Here is a 20,759-nt window from a genome sequence, read left to right as displayed (position 1 = left end):
GGGTTTTACTGCCGCTTCGCGCCAGATCGCTGCCGTCGTAACCTCCGAGAGCTCCTACGCCCTGCGGGCAGAATCGGGCCGGAGTATGGCAGTTCCCCGCGCCCTTCGGGCAGAAACGGACTGGGGGACGTTAGCTCCCCTCAGACCTCTGGGCAGGTTCAACGTCCGCGTGCGCTGATCGTCGTGTCAGGGCGAGATACGTTCAACCCACTTCGATATCCAGCCGTTTCAACCGTGAAGCCAGCGTCGTTGGCTTCACGCCCAGCAATTGCGCTGCACCTCCTTTGCCGAACAGCTTGCCATTGGCCGCTTTCAACGCGGCGTGCATGTTGCTGCGCTCCAGGTCGCGCATCTGGTTTTCGGTGAGGTAGCCCTGTTCCGGCAAGGCGCCGACCGCTGCGCTTTCGTGGGGCTTGGGTTCATCGGGCAGGTCGAGGTTGAGATCGGCGCCGGTGGAGGTGATCAGCGCGCGTTCGATGACGTTCTGCAGTTCGCGGATGTTGCCCGGCCAGGAGTAATTCTGCAGTCGCTCGATGTCGCTGTTGCGCAGGCGGCGGCCGGGCATGTTCAGGCGTTTGCCGACTTGTTTGAGGAAGTGCGCGGCCAGCGGCGCAATGTCCATCGGGCGGTCGCGCAGGGCGGGGGACTGGATCGGGAAGACGTTAAGTCGAAAGTACAGGTCCTCGCGAAAGTGCTTGGTCCCGACTTCCTGGCGCAAGTCGCGATTGGTCGCGGCGATGATGCGCACATCGACTTTGCGCGTGCGCTCTTCACCGACGCGCTCGAATTGCCCCTCCTGCAATACCCGCAGCAGTTTGCTTTGCAGTTCCAGCGGGATTTCGCCGATCTCGTCGAGAAACAGCGTACCGCCATCGGCCAACTCGAAGCGCCCGACACGATCGCGCACCGCGCCGGTAAAGGCACCGCGAATGTGGCCGAAAAACTCACTCTCGAACAGCTCGGTGGGAATCGCCGCGCAGTTGACCCGGATCAGCGGATGGGCGCTGCGGCGGCTGGCCTGGTGAATGGCCCGAGCGATGAGCTCCTTGCCCGTGCCGGATTCGCCATTGATCAACACGCTGGCGTCGGTCGGTGCGACGACGTCGATCTGCTTGATGATTTTCAGGATCGGCGCGCTCTGACCGACGATCTCGCGAAAGTTGTGTTCGATGTGAATCTCTTCCTGCAAGTAGGCGTTCTGATCTTCCAGCCGCTGCTTGAGGAGTTTGAGTTCATCCAGTGCGGTTTGCAGCTGGGTCTCGGTGCTACGGCGTTCGGTGATGTCGCGGAACACCACCACCGCGCCTGCAATGCGTCCATCGGAGATCACCGGGGTGCTGGTGAATTCCACGGGAAAGCAACTCCCATCCCGGCGCCAGAACACTTCCTGGCGACCTTCGTGCACCACGCCGTCGTGCACCGCTTTGTAGATCGGGCAATCCTCGACCGGGTAGTGGCTACCGTCTTCATGGCTGTGGTGGTGGATGCGGTGGATGTTCTTGCCGATCATGTCCTTCACCTCCCAACCCAGCATGCGTGCCCCGGCCGGATTGACGAAGGTCGCCAGGCCTTCGCTGTCGATGGCGTAGATGCCGTCACCGACCGAGCTGAGCAGCAACTGATTGTCGCGCTCGGACTCCTGAAACAGGTTGAGAATGTTGCGCCACTCGATCAGCCCGCCGCGCATGGTGCGTTCGGTGAGGGCCTGATCCTGCTGATACTTCTGCTGGCTGGCTTCGCGCATCACCAGAATCAACTGCGGACTGCCCTTGATCTGCAAAGTGGTGGCCGAGATTTCCAGTTCGATGCGTTCGCCGGTCTTGATGTTGCAGCTCAAGTCATCGGTCCAGCCGCGGCCTTTGTCCATCACCGCTTGCGTAAATACGATCAGGTCCGCCAGTTGATGACCGAACAGCTTGCTCACCGGCAGCGCCAGCAATTCCTGGCGCGGATAGCCGAGCAGCTTGCAGGCGGCGATGTTGAGGTCGCCAAAGTGATCGGCGAACGGGTCGAGCAGGGCGATGGCCTCGGCACAGTGCTCGAACACCATATGCCGGGACGAGTAGGCGAGGTCGGCCCAACCGATCAGCGAGTCTGGTTCGTTCATGATTACGAAATCTCGTGATGGAGCAGTACGAATATTCGTATTTCTACGGGAATGCGTAATTTCCCGAAAGCATCAGAACGTAAGCAAAACACCGGATCAGATCAGGATCTTCTTCGAAATCAGTCGGTTATCCCATGCCTGAGCAAGCATTTATTTTCTGGCACGGCGTTCGCTCTACCCAAGGTGTCACCCGGTGAACGATCCAGAACACCGACAACACCTGAACGAACGGAGCGACGACATGCCAAGCGTAGACATCAACCACTATCAAGACGGCGACTTCCTGGTCAATTACGAGGAGAAGGTCTTCGAGGACGTCAAAGCCGAGCCAGGGGAAAAAGCCCTGCTGACCTTCCACACCATCGCGTTCGAAGGTTCCATTGGCCTGGTCAACATGCTTCAGGCCAAGCGCCTGCTGCGCAAAGGGTTCGAAACCAAGGTCCTGCTCTACGGGCCAGGTGTGCAACTGGGTGTGCAACGTGGCTTCCCGACACTGGGTGCCGAAGCGTTTCCGGGGCATCTGGCGGTCAACAACCAGATCAAGGCGTTCATGGCCGAAGGCGGCGAAGTCTACGCCTGCCGCTTCGCCCTGCAGGCGCTGTACGGCCAGACCGAAAAGGCGCTGATCGAAGGCATTCGCCCGATCAATCCGCTGGACGTGATGGACCTGCGGCTGCTGATGCGTCGCGAGGGCGCGATGATCATCGATACCTGGACGGCTTAAACACCCGTAGCCAGAGCGCTACATGTCATCTGTAGCAGTCCGCCCGGCCGGACTGCTACAGAGGGTTCACCGTATCCGCCCCTCAATGCGTTAGCCGAAACAATCAGGACGCCCCGACATGACCACCATCCGCGCCGCCGCCGTTCAGTTCAGCCCCGTGCTGTACGCCCGCGAAGCCACCGTCGCCAAGCTGTGCGAGACCTTGCTCACGCTGGGTCGCGAGGGTGTGCAATTCGCTGTTTTCCCGGAAACCGTGGTGCCGTACTACCCCTATTTTTCCTTCGTCCAGCCGCCGTTCGCGATGGGCAAGGAACACCTGCAACTGCTGGAACAATCGGTGATCGTACCTTCCGACGTCACCCGCCAGATCGGCGAAGCCTGCCGTGAAGCAGGGATCGTCGCCTCCATCGGCGTCAACGAGCGCGCCGGCGGCACGATTTACAACGCACAGCTGCTTTTTGATGCCGACGGCACGCTGATTCAACACCGGCGCAAGATCACCCCGACCTACCACGAACGCATGGTCTGGGGGCAGGGCGATGGCTCCGGCCTGCGCGCCGTCGACAGCGCGGTGGGCCGCATCGGCTCGCTGGCGTGCTGGGAGCATTACAACCCGCTGGCGCGCTACGCCTTGATGGCTGACGGCGAACAGATCCACGTCGCGATGTTCCCCGGCTCCCTGGTAGGCGACATCTTTGCCGAACAGATCGAAGTCACCATCCGCCACCACGCGCTGGAATCCGGCTGCTTTGTGGTCAACGCCACTGCCTGGCTCGACGCCGATCAACAAGGCCAGATCATGCAGGACACCGGTTGTGCCCTGGGCCCGATTTCCGGTGGCTGCTTCACCGCCATCGTTTCGCCGGAAGGCAAATTGCTCGGCGAGCCCCTGCGCAAAGGCGAGGGCTGGGTGGTCGCCGATCTGGACCTGAAGCTGATCGACAAGCGCAAACGGATGATGGACTCCGTCGGGCATTACAGCCGCCCGGAACTGCTCAGCCTGCTGATCGATCGCACACCGACCGCCAAGGTCCACGAGCGCGGCGCGCATCACATGACCCTCCAGGGCAAGGAGCTCGATCATGCAGACCAATGAACTGCTCGCCGAGCTGCAATGCCATGGCGTGCGCTGGCCTGCTGCGCAAAACGGCCTGTCGCGGCAGGGCGGCGCGGGACCTTCCGATCACAAGGCGCTGACCTTTGGCGAGCGGACCATGATGGTGCCGATCCTCAATCAGGCCTCGCAAAGCTCTCCGTACCAGGCCCAGCCCAGCGCCGATGGCAGCCTGGCGCTGATCTTTCGCGAAGGCTTGCAGGTCGGTCAGGTCAAGATGCCGGGCGTGCCGAACTTCTACAGCCGCAGCACCGCCGACGGCATTCCGTACTGGAAAATCGCGACCCTGCACAGCAGCGATGTGCTGGCGACGACCGTCTTGCAGCATTGCATTCGCTTCAACGATCGCAGCACTTCCTGCCAGTTCTGCGCCATCGGCCAGTCCCTGGCGGCGGGCAAGACCATCGCCCGCAAACGCCCGCAGCAACTGGCCGAAGTGGCAAAAGCCGCCGTGGAACTGGACGGCGTCAAACACATGGTGATGACCACGGGCACGCCGCAGACACCGGACCGGGGCGCCGCGATTCTCTGTGAATCCGCCGCCGCCGTGACCGCCGCCGTCAACCTGCCGATCCAGGCGCAGTGCGAGCCGCCGGACGACGACATCTGGTTCGAGCGCCTGGCCGACAGCGGCGTGGTGTCGCTGGGCATGCACCTGGAGGCGGTCACCGACGAGGTGCGCCAACGCATCATGCCGGGCAAGGCCGAGGTGCCGCTGAGCCGGTACTTCGACGCCTTCGAAGCGGCGGTGAAGGTGTTCGGTCGCGGTCAGGTCAGCACCTACATTCTCGCAGGGCTGGGCGACAGCGAAACCGCGATCACCGACATGAGCGAACGGTTGAGCGCCATGGGGGTGTACCCGTTCGTGGTGCCGTTCGTGCCTATCGACGGCACGCCGCTGGCCCGTCACCCGAAACCCGACAGCGCAATGATGGCCCGGCTGTATCCACAGATCGGCGCCAGCCTGCGTCGTCACGGCCTGCACTCGGAAAATATCAACGCCGGGTGTGCCAAGTGCGGCGCGTGTTCAGCCCTCAAAAATCACGAATAGCGAACCACGATCAGGCCTTTTCGCGCCTCGGGAGACGGATCATGCACAACCTGGCCTTTGCGCTTGTCGACAGCACCTTCGAACCCTTTCGGGCGGGTGAACTGGTGGTCAAACCGGCCACCGAGAACTGGGAGAAACAGGCGTACTTCGCGCTGCGGCGCTCGGTGTTTTCCGATGAGCAACAACTGCTGCCTCAGGACAAGGACAGCCACGACTTTCAGGCCATCGCCATCGTTGCGCTGGCGGGCAGTTGCGGCATGGCGGATCAGGTGGTTGGAGCCGTTCGCATCTATCAACCCGAGCCGGGTCTTTGGTTCGGTGGTCGCTTGTGCGTGGCGCAGGCGTATCGTCGGCACAGCATGATTGGCAAGGCGTTGGTCAACGAAGCGGTGTCCCGGGCCAAGGACCTGGGCTGCGAGGTGTTCAGGGCCACGGTGCAGGCGCCCAACGAAGTCTGGTTTCACGGCCTGCAATGGCAGACCCTCGAACATCTGGAGTTGCTCGGCCAGCCCCACTGCCTGATGCAGGCGGACCTGGCAAATTACCCCTTGATGCCGCGTCAGGTGTCGCTGCGTTCGCTGAAGGTGGCGCGTCATGACTGACTCAATGGATCTGGATACGCTGCTAAACACCTTGCGCAGCACCCCTGCGATGGTGTCGAAACAGGCGATCCAGCAACCGGCGCGGGTTATTGGCGCGATTGATAAACAGCTGACCCGCGCGCAACTTTATGCGTTGCCGGGCGACGACACCGCCGCCATTGCCTGCGGCGATCACTTTCAACTGTTGGCCATCGAAGGCATGTTGCCCGGTTTCGTCAGAGCCGCACCGTGGTTTGCCGGATGGTCGGCGGTGATGGCCAACGTCAGCGACATCACCGCCATGGGCGGCCGGGCGACGGCGGTGGTCAACGCCTACTGGCATCACGACGATGGCGCCGCGCAGGAAATCCTCGCGGGGATTCGCGCAGCCTGCGAAGCCTACGGGCTGATGCTGGCGGGCGGGCACACCAGCCTCGCCGAACACAACCCCACCGCGCTGGCCGTGGCGATCACCGGCATCGCCAGCAAGCTGCTGTCGACCCTGCACGTCAAACCCGGTCAGGTCATCGCCATGGCGGTGGACCTCGAAGGCTATTGGCACGCCGACAGCACGTACTGGAAAGCCTTCGAGGGTGTGCCCGCCGAGCGTTTGCGCAGCAAGCTGGAAGTGCTGCCGCGTCTGGCCGAAGCGCAACTGCTGCATGCCGCCAAGGACATCAGCAATGCCGGGGTCCTGGGCAGTCTGTTGATGCTGCTGGAGACCACCGGGTGCGGTGGCGACATCGATCTGCAACGTCTGCCATGCCCCGCCGATGCCGATTTGCTGCGTTGGCTGCAAGTGTTCCCCAGCTATGGCTTTCTCATGACGCTGGATGAGGCCGACTGGCCGAGCGTTCAGACCGCATTCGCCTTCGAGGGGCTGCGTTGCGAACCCATCGGCAGGGTCACCGACAGCGCCGAACTTACCGTCCAGCACGGCCTTCAGCGTCGCACCTTCTGGAACCTGAATGAACAGCCGTTCACCGGGTTCAGCTACCCCCATCTCGATCTTTCCCCCTTGTCCGCAAAACAGGAGCACTGACATGCCCGCCGTCAATTTCAGGATTCGCTGGCCCAACGGCAAAGAAGCCGCCGGTTATTCGCCTTCCACGGTGATTTACGAGCATTTGCAGGAAGGCGCCAGTTACCCGCTGGCGGATTTTCTGCAACGGATCGAGGGCGGTCTGAACAACGCGTCCGAGCGCGTGAAGCAGGTCAAGGGGTTCTATTGCAGCTCGGCCATGGACACCCTCGGCAGCCTCAAGGGTCAAGCCCATGGTCAGGAAGAAGGGCAGGTGGAAGTCCTCAGCATGAGAACCGAAGGCGGCGGTCGGGTGACCGGGGCCGGCTGGAGTTCTTTTTGACTGCCCGGCGTTAACCCTGATCACAACATTGCAATGCGGACCCTCTGTAGCACTCCGGCTCGCCGGCGGTGACGTCCGCACGTTAGCCACCGCCGGCAAGCCGGACTGCTACAGGTTTCAAACTCACCAGTTCCACTTCAACGACGGAGACCCCGACCATGCCCAGCTCGATCACTTCCCTCAAAGTGCCTCACCACAGCGTCATCATCGTCGGCGGTGGGCAGGCCGGTTTGTCCGCCAGTTACTACCTGCAACAACAGGGCGTCGACCATCTGGTGCTGGAGAAACACAGCCTGACCCACACCTGGCGCAACCAGCGCTGGGATGCGTTCAGTCTGGTCACGCCGAACTGGCAATGCGCGCTGCCGGGTTATCGCTACAGCGAGGAGCACGGCGGCACCGACCCCCACGGTTTCATGAAGAAAGACGAGATCAACGAGTACCTTGCAGGCTTCGTCAACGCCGTCAACGCGCCGGTGCGCGAAGGCGTCGCGGTCAGACGCGTGGTGCCCCGTGCGGCAGGTGGCTTTGACGTGCATACCTCGCAAGGCGATTTCACCGCCGATCAGGTAATCTGCGCCTCGGGCGGGTATCACACGCCGATCATTCCGCGTCTGGCCGAGCGTCTGCCAGACGGTATTACCCAGATTCATTCCGAGCAGTACCGCAATCCTCAGGCGCTGCCGGAAGGCAACGTGCTGGTCGTCGGATCCGGGCAGTCCGGCGCGCAGATCGCCGAAGACCTGCATCTGGCCGGTCGCAAAGTCTTTCTTGCCGTTGGTGATGCGCCCCGTTGCGCACGCTTCTATCGCGGCAAGGACGTGGTCGACTGGCTCGCGCAAATGGGCTACTACCGGATCGGCGTCGACACCCATCCGCTGCGCGAAGGGGTGCGCGACAACACCAACCATTACGTGACCGGCCGCGATGGCGGGCGGGACATCGATCTTCGCAAATTCGCCTTGGAGGGCATGGAGTTGTTCGGCCGTCTGGAAGGGTTGCAGGGCCAGACGTTGCAGTTCGCAAGCAACCTGAGCGACAGCCTGAACAGCGCCGACGCGGTCTATAACCGGATTAACGGCTCCATCGACAAATACATCGCCGAGCAGGGCATCGACGCCCCGGCGGGCGAACGTTACGAGCCTGTGTGGACGCCGTCCGAGGAACGCGGCGAGTTGAATCTGTTGGAGCAGGGCATCACCAGCATCATCTGGTGCATCGGTTTCACACCGGACTTCACCTGGGTCGAAGCGCCGGTGTTCAACGGTCGTGGGCATCCGGGCCATGAGCGCGGGGTCACGGCGCAAGCGGGGCTGTATTTCCTCGGGCTGCCTTGGCTCTACACCTGGGGTTCGGGGCGGTTCTCGGGGGTGGCGCGGGACGCGGAATATGTGGTGGAACATATTGTCGGGGCGGCATCTGGGCGCAAAGCCGCCGCAGGATGAACAGTAGGTGCGCGTTTGCCCGCGATTGCGGCATGGCATTCAAGCGTGCGGCGCCTGGAAGCGCGCAATCACGGGCAACCACGCTTCTGCGGCAACTCACCGCTCATCAGGCAACCGCGTCTTCTCCCCTTGACGATAATTTGTAACGGGACAATACTTTGCTCAAATTCATATAGATGACTACATAAATACAAGAGCGAAGCGCCTCCATGAACCGACTGTCCAGTGATGTCCGCCTGCCGCTTTACCAACGTCTGCGTGATCAATTGGCCGAGCAGATCGCCAACAACCGCTGGCGTCCGGGTGAAGCGATCCCGACTGAAGCCGCCTTGTCGAGCGAGTATTGCCTGTCAACCGGCACGGTGCGCAAGGCCATCGACATGCTGGTCAATGAAAACATCCTCGAACGCCAGCAGGGCCGTGGCACCTTCATTCGTCGGCCGCAGTTCCAGTCTTCGCTGTTCCGCTTCTTCCGCTTTCAAAGTGTCTCCGGTGAGCGTCAGGTGCCGGAGAGTCGCATTCTGTCCATTGAGCCGGTAAGCGCGCCATCCGCCGTTTCCCATGCCTTGGGCTTACCGCTGGATGCCCCGGTGATTCGCATGATCCGCCTTCGACTGCTGGACGCGCAACCGGTTCTTGCCGAGGAAATCTGGCTGCCACAGGTGCAGTTCCAGACGCTGCTGGAAATCGACCTGAGCAAGCAGGGCCCGCTGCTTTATCCCATCTATGAAGACTTGTGCGGACAGGTCGTCGCTTACGCCGAAGAGACCCTGACCGCCGAGGCCATCAGCGAGGTGCATGCGCGTCTGCTCCAGGTGCCGACCCACAGCCCGGTTGTGGTGATCGAGCGTCTGGCCCGCAACTACGCCGGTCAACCGCTGGAATGGCGTCGTTCCCGTGGGCACGCCAGCCACTTCCGCTACAGCGTCGACATTCGGTAACGCCAAACACCTTGTAGGCGCGTGCTGGCTCGCGATTGCGGTGTGCGGTGATATCCCGGTCGGCTAACACCGCAATCGCGGGCAAGCGCGCTCCTACAGAGATTTTCCTCAAGCCTGTCATCGAGAACGGGCTCCACAACCACTGCCGCTTCACACACATATAAGGACAAGAACCATGTTCAATTGGTATCGCCAGGTCACCCCTCGGGAGCGCAAGACGTTCTGGGCCTGCTTCGGCGGGTGGTCGCTGGACGCCCTTGAAGTTCAGATGTTCGGTCTGGCCATTCCGGCACTGATCGCCGCATTTGCCTTGAGCAAGGGCGATGCGGGCCTGATCAGCGGCGTGACGCTGATCACCTCGGCCCTCGGTGGTTGGGTCGGCGGCACGTTGTCTGACCGTTATGGGCGCGTGCGCACTTTGCAGTGGATGATCCTCTGGTTCTCGTTCTTTACCTTTCTGTCCGCGTTCGTCACCGGCTTCAGCTCGCTGCTGGTGGTCAAGGCCCTGCAAGGCTTCGGCATCGGCGGTGAGTGGGCAGCGGGCGCGGTGCTGATGGCCGAAACGATCAACCCCAAATACCGCGGCAAAGTCATGGGCACCGTGCAGAGCGCCTGGGCCGTAGGCTGGGGCCTGGCGGTGGGCGTCTTCACGCTGATCTATTCGTTCGTGCCGGCGGATATCGCCTGGCGGGTGATGTTCCTGGTCGGCCTGCTGCCATCGCTGCTGATCATCTGGGTGCGCCGCAACGTCCAAGAGCCGGACAGCTTCCAGCGTCTGCAAAAAGAGCAGGCCATCCCGCAGAGTTTCTTCAAATCGCTGGCCGGTATCTTCCGCCCTGAACTGTTGCGCGTAACCTTGCTCGGCGGCCTGCTGGGCCTGGGTGCCCACGGCGGTTACCACGCGGTCATGACCTGGCTGCCGACCTTCCTGAAAACCGAACGCAACCTGTCGGTGCTCAACTCCGGTGGCTACCTGGCAGTGATCATCTTCGCCTTCTGGTGTGGTTGCGTGGCCAGTGGGTTCCTGATCGACCGCATCGGCCGGCGCATGAACATCGTGCTGTTCGCCCTGTGCTGCGTGATCACCGTGCAGTGCTACGTGTTCCTGCCGCTGACCAACACCCAGATGCTGTTTCTCGGCTTCCCGCTGGGCTTCTTCGCCGCCGGTATTCCGGCCAGCCTCGGCGCACTGTTCAACGAGCTGTACCCGGCTGACGTGCGCGGAGCGGGGGTGGGCTTCTGCTACAACTTCGGCCGCGTGCTGTCCTCGGTGTTCCCGTTCCTGGTCGGTCACATGAGCGAGTCCATGTCACTGGGTTCAGCCATCGGCATCGACGCCGGCATTGCTTACGGCGTTGCCGTCATCGCCGCGCTGTGCCTGCCGGAAACCCGTGGTCGCAGCCTGGAAGCCAGCGCTGCCCCCGCTCAGGGCTCGACCGGCCGCAACGAAACCGCCAGCGCTTGATGCCTTTCCTGCGCGATGCCTTTCGCATCGCGCATTTCTTCGATAGATGAGATCCATGTCCGATACCTTTCCCGCGTCGATTCTTGGCATCGACGGCCACGCACACGTATTCAGCAGGGAGCTGGATCTGACATCGGCAAGACGCTATTCACCTGACTACGACGCCAGTCTGGCGATGTATCGAGATAACCTGCAGGCCCACGGTCTGAGTCATGGCGTGCTGGTACAGCCGAGTTTCCTCGGTACCGACAACAGCTACCTGCTCGATGCCCTGCGCCAGGCGCCTGCCCAGTTGCGCGGCGTGGTAGTGGTCGATCGCGAGATCAGCCGCCCTGAGCTAAACGAGATGGATCGCCTGGGCGTGGTCGGCATTCGTCTGAACCTGATCGGCAAGACGCTGCCGGACTTTTCCGAACCGCAGTGGAAGACCCTGCTCGCGCACATCGCCGAGCTGGACTGGCATGTGGAACTGCACCGCCATGTGTCCGATCTGCCGGGCTTGGTCCGGGCATTGATGCCCTTCGGCGTGAAGCTGGTGATCGATCATTTCGGCCGGCCGGATGCACGACTGGGGCTGGATCAGCCGGGCTTTCGCGAGATGCTGGAACTGGCCCTGAGCGGGCAGTTGTGGATGAAGGTCTCGGGCATTTATCGACTGGAAGGCAGCGAACAGGAAAACCTCGACTTCGCCCGCGCCGCGCTGCCGCTGCTGGTGCAGAGCTTCGGCGCTCAACGTTTGGTGTGGGGCAGCGACTGGCCCCATACCCAACATGAGAGCCGCGTGAATTACGGCTCCGTGGTCGAGCAGTTGCAGGCCCTGGAATGCTCGCCGCAGTTGATGCGTTCGCTGCTGATCGAAGCGCCCCAGGTGCTGTTCGATTTTGCGATCGTTGAGGCCTGAGGCGCACTTTCCATGGGGGATGCCCTGTAGGCGCGCCCTTGCCCGCGATGGCGGTTAATCACTCGACATTGCAGCGTCAGCGTTGACGCCATCGCGGGCAAGCGCGCTCCTGCAAGGATGTGCAGATGACTGAAGTCGAATCATGGCGCCCTTGCCCAATCGATATAAATTCTTCCATTGTGCAGTTCTTCCCCACCCTTCCTCGAAGCTCCTCACATCCAGGACGACGTGAATCTGCAGGACTACCTATGGCTCCAGCGGATAACACCGCCGCACACAATTGTCCCGATAACGACAACAAACATCGCTATAAATGGAGGGTAAAGCGTGAGCTTCATTCTTTTGGTCATGCCGCATAAATCATCTCTTTCCAGAAATCCCTTTGCCATGTGCCAATTTGGCCTTATGCACGCCATAAATATTGCTCCGCACCGTACAACCCTGCCAGGAAAACCCCATCGCCCAAACATTATCTGATTGTATTCAACTAATGCGCTCCTCGAAAAAACGGCCTCCAGGTTTTCTAAATTTCTATGCGTCACAATGGCTACCCAGATGAGCACTACAGGTTGAGCAGCAATCGTGCAAATTGTGGCGACCTCGTAGATTCCTATCTCGATCATAGTGAGTATTCTAAATAAAGAACTTATTCGATCTATGCAACAATTCCACCTCCGCTATAGGGGGGGGGCGCACATTTACAGTATTCTGCCGCAGCGCATGCGACCCAATTATTACGTACTCAGGACACGGCGGCGCATAGCATTTCACTTGCCTAAAAAATCAAACCGCTGATTAACAAAGCGGAGCACCAAACAAAGGACGCAATGAAGGGTGGATACAGCCGCATTTTGAGGTCGTTGGGTAGCGCCTCTATTTCGCTACGAAGCGCTACCCCTCTCCAGATATATAACCTGGGCATCAAACAAACAAGGCAGACATGTCCGCATATGATAATCTCCCCAGCGACTCCAAGCCTCCTATGCAGGTCGCGATTTTGACGTATGATCAGACTGTTCTCAAATATCTGCTGCAGTCTATTCGACAAAATATGTGATGTCACAGCTGTCCAGATTACAATCATCGGAAGGGGCAACATCACACACCAGTGTCACGACTTTCTCTATCACCGATCTAGTCATAAAGACTCTCATCCATTATTTCACCGAGCGCTTCTCCATGATCAGTCCGGCCGTGGACTCTACTCCGGCCCCCCGCCACACCCAGACTCTTTGATAACTTTGCTTTCACACAACGCGCCTACATGCAACGTCAGTTGTCCTGGGCATGGGCAGGTTGACCCATAGTCCCGACTACAGGGTGACTATCCAAAAACATAGCCAGACACCAACAACCCGGAAAACCATAGATGAGAAGCAATAAATGGCGGGTACAACCAAAGCTTGAGTCGCTTGGGCATGCTCGCAATTTCGCTCTCAAGCGCCACGCCTCTCCAGATATGTAATCGAGGCAGCCAACACACTAGAACCACACTTCCACAGGTAACAATTTTGCCAAACAGCCCCAATTTTTCCATGAGTTTCCGGTCGTGCCGCATGAACAGGCTATGGGCAAATATTTGCTCCAGTCTGCTCACTAGTAAATGGGAGGCAATGGCAGTCCACATCAAAATAAAAGGTAGAGGCACAACAACCACTACCGAAACTAGCTGTTCGACCGTCAACTTACTCATCGTTCTCGCCGTAAATGACGTCCCCTAAAACTCCACCTTGATCACTGCCGATTTCACCTCCCGCCCAGCCACCTAAACCAGCGCCCAAGGCAACGCAGGCTGTAGCGCCAAACCCCCTCGTGGCGGCCCCCAGAATCACTAAACACAACTGTTTCGAAACAGCGGTTCCTCCATGTGCTCCAATCGCACCCCCACCCAAACTCCCAATCAACTTCCCTCCCTCTACATACCGCGCCTTCCTGCACTGTCGCTCATCCCCGGCAAGGCAAGCTTCTCTGATCTCCAGCGAAGTTGACGCCACATCAAGCGCGACGCCGATGTATCCACCTCGTTTAACGATAGTTGCCGCTTTCGCCACGCCAGCAACGGTGTCGGCGTAACGGGCGATTTCGCGTTGCTTCGAATAGCTCTTGGTCGACAGCCCCAACATGTCCTTGATGCGGGTGTTTCGACCCAGTCCCGAGCCGGTGCTGGCGTAGCTGTTCAGTTGCTTCTGGATGTTGGCTTCGAGCAGTGCGCGTTTCTGGAAGAACATTTCCTTGTTCTCGAGCTTCCCTGAAGCGAGGTGGGTTTTGTACAACGCGTTGATGTCTTGCAGGCTGCGTTCGATATTTTTAAGGTGTCGGCTCCAGCCATCGGAAGCGACGCCGGTCGCTATCGAGGTTCTGTCGAGGATGTCCTGGAGGAAGTCGTAGTTATCAAGGACGTAACTGTCGCCTTCCATGCCGTTGATGAGCAGCATGTGATGCACTTCAGTGGCCTTTCTCATCAGGTAGGCTTCTTGAGCGGTGCACGATTTGGTCGAGTAGTCGCCAATGATGACCAGCTCGCCGGCGAGCACCACGCTGTCGCGGATATGCGCGTTGAGGGTGTCGAACTTGGCCAGCGATTTACCGGCGAGTGAAACGCTGGATTTCAGGCCCTGGTAGGTTTGCATGCGCGGGTTGATGAAGCTGTAAGGAGTGGCCATGGGATTCCTCAGGCGTATTTCTTGTTGCCGATTCGCTCCCAGCCACCCGCGACGTTGCCGTCTGCTGAGCTAGCTGTGGCGGTCGTACGTTGATGATTGCCGAAGTGATAGCCGTCGATTTTGATGAATGCGCCTAACGCCATATTTATTCTCCAGTGCGGTTTCCCGAAACGGTTCGGGACTGGAGTGTTCAGTCAAAACAAGGCGTTGCGTAGCTGCCTGAGGCGTCGCAGGACGTAGGATATTTTTGATTTCGACAGGGAGTTTTCCTACAGACACCGCCCCGAAATATCTGAGGGGAAGTTCCAGGCCCTGCAACACCGCGATTTCTGTGGGAGACGCCGTAGTGACCCCGGCGTCTCCCATAAGGATGTGCGGATGACTGGAAACCGTGGGTCACTCGCTGCCGGATTTCCACCCCCCACCCAACGCCACCGACAATCCGACACTGGCCTGCAAGCGGCTGGTGTCGACCACCTGCAATCGGCGTTGTGCCTGCAAGGCGGTGGTCTGGGCGGTGACCACGTCCAGATAATTGACCGCCCCGGCTTCATAACTGCTCATCGCCATGCGTTCGGCACTTTGCGCGGCATCGACCGCGGCCTGTTGATCCTGCGACTCCTGCTGCAAGTCCCGCAACTGCCCCAGATTGTCTTCCACCTCGCGCACCGCCTTGAGCACTTGGCTGTGGTACTGCGCGGCGGCTTCTTCGAACTCGGCCTTGGCCTGGCGTTCGTTGGCGTTGCGCCGGCCGCCGTCGAAGATCGGCAGGTTCACCAGCGGCCCCAGCGCCCAGTAACGGTTGGCGGCGGCAAGCAGATTGCCGCTGCCCTGAGTCTGCCCACCAAGCAAGCCGGTCAGGCTGAAATCCGGGTACCACGCAGCCTTCGCTACGCCGATGTTGGCGTTGGCAGCGAACACCCTTCGCTCGGCCGCCGCGATGTCCGGGCGCTGCTGCAACAGACCGCCGGGAAGAGCCTGCGGGATGTCGGGCAGCTTCAGCGGTTGCGCGTCGTGGATCAGCGCGAAGTCACTGGGGAGCATGCCCACCAATTCGGCGATGGCGTGTTCGCTGAGGTTGCTCTGGGCCTTCACGTCATCGAGTTGCGCCTGGGCTTCGGCCAGTTGGCTCTGGGCGCGGGTCAGGTCCAGTTCCGAGGCGATCTTGCCTTCGTAGCGATCACGGGTCAGTTGCAGGGCCTGGGTGTAGTCATCCAGCGAGTTCTTGAGAATTCGGCTCTGCGCGTCCAGCCCCCGGGCCTGCACGTAAAGGGTGGCCAACTGGCGTTGCAGACTCAGGCGGGCCACCGCCAGATCGTCGGCGGAGGCTTGGGCCTGTGCGTCACCGGCGGCCACCTGATTGCGGATCTTGCCCCACAGGTCCGGGTCGAAACTCAGGCTGAATCCGGCCGCGTCGCTGTTGTAGACCGAGGGTTGGGTGTCGCCGCGCAGGGGCCGGCGATCCGACTGACGCTGGCGCAACGGTGCGACGCTGGCGTTGACCTGCGGGAACAGTCCGGCATGCAACTGGCTGGCGTAAGCTTGCGAGGCATCGTAATGGGCCAGGGCGGCCGCCAGATCGGGGTTGGCCTTGAGCAGTTGCTGTTGTAGGTCATTGAGTTGCCTGTCCTGAAACACCTGCCACCACTGGGCTTGCTGCCGGTCCGCAGGTTGAGCCGGATGCCAAGGGCCTGCGGCCTCCTTGTAATGCTCGGGCATTGTAACGGTCGGTGCGTGATAAGTCGGCGCCAACGAACAACCTTGCAGCGTCATCGCAATGATCAGGGCCAGACCTTCAAGCCTTGGGCGCATGCTCACCTCCGGCGTCGGCCAGTTGCACGGCGTCGTTCTCGCGCAGCGCATCAGGCGGGTTGTCGATCACCTTGTCGGAGACCTGAAGCCCTTGGTCGATCACCAGCCGGTCCCCCAGGTCCATGGCAATGTGGATGTTGCGCAGGTGCACATGACCGCCGCTGTCCATGGTCGCCACCTGCGTGCCCTTGGCACGGAAGATCAGCGCGCTGGCGGGGATGCTCACGCCATGGCTACCCGCTGAAATGGGCAGCGTCGCGTCGGCGTAATCGCCGGGTAACAGCGCGCCATCGGGGTTGTCAGCCACGAACTGCGCGAGCAGCGTGCCCGAGCGAGGATCGACCGCGGTGGAGTCGCCCATCAGCGTTGCCTTGTAGGTCTTTCCGGGGTGCTCGGGCACGCTCAGCTGTACCTGCATGCCGGGGCGAATCACGCTGGCGTAGTTCTGTGGAATCGGCACGTACAGTCGCAGGCGATGGGTGTCAGCCATGCTGAACAACGGTGTGCCGCCGCCATCGTCGGCCTTGATCAACTGGCCGATGTCGGTGTTGCGCGCGGTGATGGTGCCGCTGAACGGCGCGCGAATGGTCTTGTAGGCAGCCAGGTCCGACAGGCGCTGATAATCGGCGACAGCGGCCTGCATGTCGGCCTTCGCGGCGACGGCGGCAGAGACCTTTTCGTCCACTTCCTGTTGCGACACTGAATGCGTGGCCAGCAGGTGTTGCCAGCGCGCGGCAGTGGTTTCGGCGATGCGTGCGGTGGCTTGTTGCTGCGCGAGATGGGCGCGGGTCTGCGCCAGTTGCTGATCCAGTTCGGGGCTGTCAATCTGCGCCAGCACCTGACCGGCTTGCACCTGTTTGCCGATGTCCGCGCTCCAGTCTTTCAGGTAGCCACTGACCCGGGCGTTGATCGACGCCGTGCTCCAGGCCTCCAGCCGTGCAGGCAGTTGCAGCGTGTCACCTCGGGCATTCTGCGAAGGCGAGACCACGCTCACCACCGGCACCGACTGGGTTTCGGTCCACGCGGCGACGGCGCGTTCATGGCGAGTACGCGCGGCCAGCCCGTTGGCGACCAACAGCGCCGCCAGGGTCAGGCCGCTGACACCGATCAGCATCAGGCGTTTGCGCGAAGGCGCGTTTTCAGACGACATGGGGTGTTTCTCCATCAGTAGCGTTTGCCTGGGTGGCAGCTGATTTGGGTTGCGAATGGCGGTGCACGAGGCTGAAGACGACCGGCACGAACAACAGCGTGGCGGTGGTGGCGAGGATCAATCCGCCGATCACCGCACGGCCGAGCGGGGCGTTCTGTTCCTGGGAGATCGCCAGTGGCAGCATGCCGATGATCATCGCCAGCGCGGTCATGCACACCGGGCGAAAGCGTGTGTAACCGGCTTCCAGTGCGGCCAGTAGCGCGTCACCGTGTTCGGCCAGGCGCTCGCGGCAGAAGCTCACCACCAGAATCGAGTTGGCGGTCGCCACGCCCATGCACAGGATGGCCCCGGTCAATGCCGGCACCGACAGTGACGTGCCGCTGAGGAACAGCATCCAGACAATCCCGGCGAGCGCAGCGGGCAGGGCAGTGATGATCACAAACGGATCGATCCAGGACTGGAAGTTGACCACGATCAGCAGGTAGATCAGCACCACTGCACCCAGCAGTCCGAGACTCAGGCCACTGAAGGCTTCATGTAGCGCATCAATCTGGCCGTGCAGGCTGACCGTCGCCCCTTTGGGACGCAGATGTGCCATGTCGTCGATGACGTTCTGCACGTCCTTGGCGACGCCACCCAGATCCCGGCCCTGCACGTTGGCGAACAGGTCCAGGGTCGGCTGGATGTTGTAGTGGGTGACCACCGCAGGGCTGTCGACGCGCTTGATCGTCGCCAGACCGCCGAGAATCTGCGCCTGGCCGTCGCTGCCGGTTATCGGCAAGGCTTCCAGCGTGGGCAGGCTGTCCAGGCGGTATTGCGGAGTCGCTGCGACCACTGAGTACGACACGCCGTTTTTCGGGTTCAGCCAGTAGGTCGGCGCCACTTGCGAGGTGCCGGCCAGCGACGCGCCGAGGCTGGTGGTCACGTCTTTTTCGGTGATCCCCAGTTGCTTCGCCCGCAGGCGATCAACGTCCACTTGCAGCGACGGATAACCGGTGGACTGCTGAATGCGCAGGTCCGCGATGCCGGGAACGTGCTGCAGGCGGCGTTGCAATTCCAGCGCGTAGGCGCGGTTGGCGTCACCGTTGGGCCCGGAGATTTTCACGTCCAGCGGAGCAGGGGCGCCGAAGTTGAGGATCTGGCTGCTGATGTCCGCTGGCATGAACGCGAACTGGCTGCCGGGGAAGCTTAGCGGCAGGGCTTCGCGCAGACGTTTGACGTAATCGGCGGTAGGCGCGTGATCGGCTTTGAGCGTGACCTGAATATCGCCATCCTGCGGGCCGATGGTGCCGCTGCTGCTGTAGGCCATGTCGATGCCGCTGAGCGGGATGCCGATGTTGTCGATCACGGTGTCCAGTTGGTTGGCCGGAATGATCTCGCGAATGCGCTGTTCGATGCGGTCAAAAGCGGCGGCGCTTTCCTCGATGCGCGTGCCCAGCGGCAAGCGCACATGCATCGACAGGGCACCGGCGTCGGTGGCGGGGAAGAAGTCTTCGCCCAGACTCGGCAACAGCGCGAAGCTCGCCAGCACGCAGGCCAGGAAACCCAGAAGGAAGGCTTTGCGGCGTTTCAGCGCCACCCCCAGCAGGCCGTGATAGACATCGCGAATGGCCGAGAAGCGACGCTCGAAACCCTGTTGAAAGCTCAGCGCGCTGCGCAGGAAAACATTGCGCTGACGGCCATGCTGATCACCCTCGTGGTGATTGATGAACGCGTCTTCCGGGTGATGGCCAGGGCCGGCTTCCAGCACGTGGGGCTTGAGCAAAAACATCGCCAGGGTCGGCACCAGGGTGCGCGACAGCAGGAACGAGCTGCCCATGGCGAAGATCACCGCCAGCGCCATCGGCCGGAACAGGTAACCGGCAATGCCTTGCAGCATGAACATCGGCACGAACACGATGCAGATGCACAGCAACGAGACGAACGCAGGGCCGACGATCTGTCGTGCGCCGTCCATGATCGCGTCCTTGACCGCCTTGCCTTGCTCCAGGTGCCAGTTGATGTTTTCGATGGTCACCGTGGCGTCGTCCACCAGAATCCCCACTGCCAGTGCCAGCCCGCCAAGGGTCATGACGTTGAGGGTCTGGCCGCTGATGGAGAGCAGCGCGATGGCCGACAGCACCGCCAGCGGAATCGACGCGGCAATGATCACGGTTGATCGCCAACTGCCGAGGAACAGCAGGATCATCACGCTGGTCAGCAGCGCGGCAATGATGCCTTCGCGAGCGACGCTGCCCACCGATTCCTTGACGAACACCGAGGCATCACCCAGCAGCGAGGTCTTCAGCGCCGGCGGCAGGGTCTCGTTGATCAGCGGCAGCATGTTGCGGATGTCGTCAACGATGCACAGGGTAGAGATGTTGCCGTTCTTCAGCGCTGGCATCAGCACTGCCCGGCGGCCATCGACCCGCACGATGTTGGTCTGCGGCGGCGAGCCGTCGCGCACGTGCGCCACCTGGCCGATGGTGATCAACGCGCCGTTCACGGTCTTGATCGGCAGGTCGTTGAGTTCATCGATGGCTTTGGGGCTGTTGTTCAGCAGCACCGTGTATTCGTCGGTGCCCATCTTCGCGGTGCCCACCGGAATGATCTGGTTGCCAGCGGCCAATGCGTTACCCACGTCCTGCGCCGATAGGCCCTTGGCTGCCAGCGCCTGGGGGTCGAGGTCGAGGGTGATCTGCCGTTGCTTGCCGCCCATGGGTGTTGGCATCGCCAGTCCCGGCACGGCGCTGAGGGGGAGGCGAATGCTGTTCTGCACCAGGTCGCGAATGCGCGCTTCGGACAGCGTCGGGCTGGAGAACGCCATTTGCAGGATAGGCACGGTCGAAGCGCTGTAATTGAGGATCAGCGGCGGGGTGATCCCGGCGGGCATTTGCTTGAGCACGGTTTGAGAAACCGCTGTCACCTGCGCGTTGGCGGTGCGGATGTCGACCCCCGGCTGGAAGAAAATCTTGACGATGCCCATGCCCGGCAACGACTGCGATTCGATGTGCTCGATGTCGTTGACCGTGGTGCTCAGCGAGCGCTCGTAGGTGTAGATGACGCGACCGGCCATTGCGTCCGGTGAAAGCCCGGCGTACTGCCAGACCACGGCGGCCACCGGAATGCCGATGTCGGGGAAGACGTCGGTAGGCGTTTTGAGGGCCGCCATGGGCCCGACAATACAGATGAATATCGCCAACACGATGAACGTGTACGGCTTTAGCAATGCAGTCTTGACCAGCCCGAGCATGCCGCAAACCTCCCATTTCGAATCAGCGCAGTCTTGGTGCGAGCGCCTAACAGGCAGCTTTCAGCCAAATGAACAAATCGTTAGTCCGGCGCACAAGGAGCTTTCATGGGGGATTCATTTGTTGTTCATCGGGGCGGCGCGCAGCCTTGCCGCATCGAAGTCCAGCCTGTCTGTAAGGCTTCTTTTCACTTCCTTTTTCACTGCCTGAG

At 61.1% G+C, this 20,759-nt stretch carries 18 protein-coding genes; 11 read left to right on the top strand and 7 right to left on the bottom strand.

The features are described from left to right. Nucleotides 1-202 precede the first annotated feature (202 nt). Nucleotides 203-2,107, bottom strand: coding sequence for a sigma 54-interacting transcriptional regulator (locus D3M70_RS13740; protein ID WP_120126285.1), 1,905 nt, complete (start codon nucleotides 2,105-2,107; stop codon nucleotides 203-205). Between the two features lie 241 nt (nucleotides 2,108-2,348). Between D3M70_RS13740 and D3M70_RS13735 the strand changes: the two genes are divergently transcribed. From D3M70_RS13735 to D3M70_RS13690, 10 genes are all read left to right on the top strand, one after another. Further along, on the top strand, nucleotides 2,349-2,831 hold the full coding sequence (locus D3M70_RS13735; protein WP_062387355.1) for an MSMEG_0572/Sll0783 family nitrogen starvation response protein: 483 nt from the start codon (nucleotides 2,349-2,351) through the stop codon (nucleotides 2,829-2,831). Between the two features lie 118 nt (nucleotides 2,832-2,949). Then, nucleotides 2,950-3,927: a Nit6803 family nitrilase gene (locus D3M70_RS13730; protein ID WP_120126284.1), complete on the top strand. Its 978-nt coding sequence runs from the start codon at nucleotides 2,950-2,952 to the stop codon at nucleotides 3,925-3,927. Beyond that, complete coding sequence (locus D3M70_RS13725) at nucleotides 3,914-4,996, top strand: MSMEG_0568 family radical SAM protein (protein WP_120126283.1); 1,083 nt, start codon at nucleotides 3,914-3,916, stop codon at nucleotides 4,994-4,996. Before D3M70_RS13730 ends, D3M70_RS13725 begins: the two co-directional genes overlap by 14 nt. A 41-nt stretch (nucleotides 4,997-5,037) precedes the next feature. Continuing rightward, nucleotides 5,038-5,598 (top strand): MSMEG_0567/Sll0786 family nitrogen starvation N-acetyltransferase, encoded by a 561-nt coding sequence (locus tag D3M70_RS13720; protein ID WP_120126282.1) that lies wholly within the window; start codon nucleotides 5,038-5,040, stop codon nucleotides 5,596-5,598. Next, nucleotides 5,591-6,619: a sll0787 family AIR synthase-like protein gene (locus D3M70_RS13715; RefSeq protein ID WP_120126281.1), complete on the top strand. Its 1,029-nt coding sequence runs from the start codon at nucleotides 5,591-5,593 to the stop codon at nucleotides 6,617-6,619. The genes D3M70_RS13720 and D3M70_RS13715 overlap by 8 nt, the downstream gene beginning before the upstream one ends. Nucleotide 6,620: 1 nt before the next feature. Beyond that, complete coding sequence (locus D3M70_RS13710; RefSeq protein WP_120126280.1) at nucleotides 6,621-6,941, top strand: MSMEG_0570 family nitrogen starvation response protein; 321 nt, start codon at nucleotides 6,621-6,623, stop codon at nucleotides 6,939-6,941. 158 nt (nucleotides 6,942-7,099) lie between these two features. Continuing rightward, a complete protein-coding gene (locus tag D3M70_RS13705) occupies nucleotides 7,100-8,386 on the top strand; it encodes an MSMEG_0569 family flavin-dependent oxidoreductase (protein WP_120126279.1) in 1,287 nt (428 codons plus the stop codon). Between the two features lie 209 nt (nucleotides 8,387-8,595). After that, nucleotides 8,596-9,327 carry a GntR family transcriptional regulator gene (locus D3M70_RS13700; protein WP_120126278.1) on the top strand — a complete coding sequence of 244 codons (732 nt, stop codon included), beginning with the start codon at nucleotides 8,596-8,598 and terminating at the stop codon, nucleotides 9,325-9,327. A gap of 175 nt (nucleotides 9,328-9,502) precedes the next feature. Further along, the gene (locus D3M70_RS13695) at nucleotides 9,503-10,792 is read left to right on the top strand and encodes an MFS transporter (RefSeq protein ID WP_120126277.1); all 1,290 of its coding nucleotides are present in this window, start codon (nucleotides 9,503-9,505) and stop codon (nucleotides 10,790-10,792) included. 55 nt (nucleotides 10,793-10,847) lie between these two features. Next, nucleotides 10,848-11,693, top strand: coding sequence for an amidohydrolase (locus D3M70_RS13690; RefSeq protein ID WP_120126276.1), 846 nt, complete (start codon nucleotides 10,848-10,850; stop codon nucleotides 11,691-11,693). Between the two features lie 1,324 nt (nucleotides 11,694-13,017). Here D3M70_RS13690 and D3M70_RS13675 read toward each other — a convergent pair. The 6 genes from D3M70_RS13675 to D3M70_RS13655 all read right to left on the bottom strand — a co-directional run bounded on the left by D3M70_RS13675 (nucleotide 13,018) and on the right by D3M70_RS13655 (nucleotide 20,550). Next, a complete protein-coding gene (locus D3M70_RS13675; protein ID WP_120126273.1) occupies nucleotides 13,018-13,386 on the bottom strand; it encodes a hypothetical protein in 369 nt (122 codons plus the stop codon). Continuing rightward, nucleotides 13,379-14,323, bottom strand: coding sequence for a hypothetical protein (locus tag D3M70_RS13670; protein WP_256659839.1), 945 nt, complete (start codon nucleotides 14,321-14,323; stop codon nucleotides 13,379-13,381). The genes D3M70_RS13675 and D3M70_RS13670 overlap by 8 nt, the downstream gene beginning before the upstream one ends. Nucleotides 14,324-14,364: 41 nt before the next feature. Continuing rightward, complete coding sequence (locus tag D3M70_RS33180) at nucleotides 14,365-14,499, bottom strand: hypothetical protein (RefSeq protein WP_256659838.1); 135 nt, start codon at nucleotides 14,497-14,499, stop codon at nucleotides 14,365-14,367. A 253-nt stretch (nucleotides 14,500-14,752) separates the two neighbouring features. Beyond that, nucleotides 14,753-16,168 carry an efflux transporter outer membrane subunit gene (locus tag D3M70_RS13665; RefSeq protein WP_120126271.1) on the bottom strand — a complete coding sequence of 472 codons (1,416 nt, stop codon included), beginning with the start codon at nucleotides 16,166-16,168 and terminating at the stop codon, nucleotides 14,753-14,755. Next, nucleotides 16,152-17,318 carry an efflux RND transporter periplasmic adaptor subunit gene (locus D3M70_RS13660; RefSeq protein ID WP_120126270.1) on the bottom strand — a complete coding sequence of 389 codons (1,167 nt, stop codon included), beginning with the start codon at nucleotides 17,316-17,318 and terminating at the stop codon, nucleotides 16,152-16,154. The genes D3M70_RS13665 and D3M70_RS13660 overlap by 17 nt, the downstream gene beginning before the upstream one ends. After that, nucleotides 17,308-20,550, bottom strand: coding sequence for an efflux RND transporter permease subunit (locus D3M70_RS13655; RefSeq protein ID WP_120126269.1), 3,243 nt, complete (start codon nucleotides 20,548-20,550; stop codon nucleotides 17,308-17,310). The genes D3M70_RS13660 and D3M70_RS13655 overlap by 11 nt, the downstream gene beginning before the upstream one ends. Between D3M70_RS13655 and D3M70_RS31965 the strand changes: the two genes are divergently transcribed. Further along, nucleotides 20,486-20,758 carry a hypothetical protein gene (locus D3M70_RS31965; RefSeq protein WP_165869791.1) on the top strand — a complete coding sequence of 91 codons (273 nt, stop codon included), beginning with the start codon at nucleotides 20,486-20,488 and terminating at the stop codon, nucleotides 20,756-20,758. The two genes, D3M70_RS13655 and D3M70_RS31965, sit on opposite strands and share 65 nt — an antisense overlap. Nucleotide 20,759 lies beyond the last annotated feature (1 nt).

Origin of the sequence: Pseudomonas sp. LS-2 (genome assembly GCF_003605735.1) — a bacterium.
GTDB lineage: Bacteria > Pseudomonadota > Gammaproteobacteria > Pseudomonadales > Pseudomonadaceae > Aquipseudomonas.
This window is presented reverse-complemented; position numbering and strand designations above follow the sequence as displayed.

Excerpts from the sequence above, each read along its gene's own strand:
- D3M70_RS13655 (WP_120126269.1), bottom strand. The coding sequence starts at position 20,550 with ATGCTCGGGCTGGTCAAGACTGCATTGCTAAAGCCGTACACGTTCATC.
- D3M70_RS13690 (WP_120126276.1), top strand. The coding sequence starts at position 10,848 with ATGTCCGATACCTTTCCCGCGTCGATTCTTGGCATCGACGGCCACGCA.
- D3M70_RS13730 (WP_120126284.1), top strand. The coding sequence starts at position 2,950 with ATGACCACCATCCGCGCCGCCGCCGTTCAGTTCAGCCCCGTGCTGTAC.
- D3M70_RS13715 (WP_120126281.1), top strand. The coding sequence starts at position 5,591 with ATGACTGACTCAATGGATCTGGATACGCTGCTAAACACCTTGCGCAGC.
- D3M70_RS13670 (WP_256659839.1), bottom strand. The coding sequence starts at position 14,323 with ATGCAAACCTACCAGGGCCTGAAATCCAGCGTTTCACTCGCCGGTAAA.
- D3M70_RS13735 (WP_062387355.1), top strand. The coding sequence starts at position 2,349 with ATGCCAAGCGTAGACATCAACCACTATCAAGACGGCGACTTCCTGGTC.
- D3M70_RS13720 (WP_120126282.1), top strand. The coding sequence starts at position 5,038 with ATGCACAACCTGGCCTTTGCGCTTGTCGACAGCACCTTCGAACCCTTT.
- D3M70_RS13705 (WP_120126279.1), top strand. The coding sequence starts at position 7,100 with ATGCCCAGCTCGATCACTTCCCTCAAAGTGCCTCACCACAGCGTCATC.
- D3M70_RS13725 (WP_120126283.1), top strand. The coding sequence starts at position 3,914 with ATGCAGACCAATGAACTGCTCGCCGAGCTGCAATGCCATGGCGTGCGC.
- D3M70_RS33180 (WP_256659838.1), bottom strand. The coding sequence starts at position 14,499 with ATGGCGTTAGGCGCATTCATCAAAATCGACGGCTATCACTTCGGCAAT.
- D3M70_RS31965 (WP_165869791.1), top strand. The coding sequence starts at position 20,486 with ATGAATATCGCCAACACGATGAACGTGTACGGCTTTAGCAATGCAGTC.
- D3M70_RS13740 (WP_120126285.1), bottom strand. The coding sequence starts at position 2,107 with ATGAACGAACCAGACTCGCTGATCGGTTGGGCCGACCTCGCCTACTCG.
- D3M70_RS13695 (WP_120126277.1), top strand. The coding sequence starts at position 9,503 with ATGTTCAATTGGTATCGCCAGGTCACCCCTCGGGAGCGCAAGACGTTC.
- D3M70_RS13665 (WP_120126271.1), bottom strand. The coding sequence starts at position 16,168 with ATGCGCCCAAGGCTTGAAGGTCTGGCCCTGATCATTGCGATGACGCTG.
- D3M70_RS13700 (WP_120126278.1), top strand. The coding sequence starts at position 8,596 with ATGAACCGACTGTCCAGTGATGTCCGCCTGCCGCTTTACCAACGTCTG.
- D3M70_RS13710 (WP_120126280.1), top strand. The coding sequence starts at position 6,621 with ATGCCCGCCGTCAATTTCAGGATTCGCTGGCCCAACGGCAAAGAAGCC.
- D3M70_RS13675 (WP_120126273.1), bottom strand. The coding sequence starts at position 13,386 with ATGAGTAAGTTGACGGTCGAACAGCTAGTTTCGGTAGTGGTTGTTGTG.
- D3M70_RS13660 (WP_120126270.1), bottom strand. The coding sequence starts at position 17,318 with ATGTCGTCTGAAAACGCGCCTTCGCGCAAACGCCTGATGCTGATCGGT.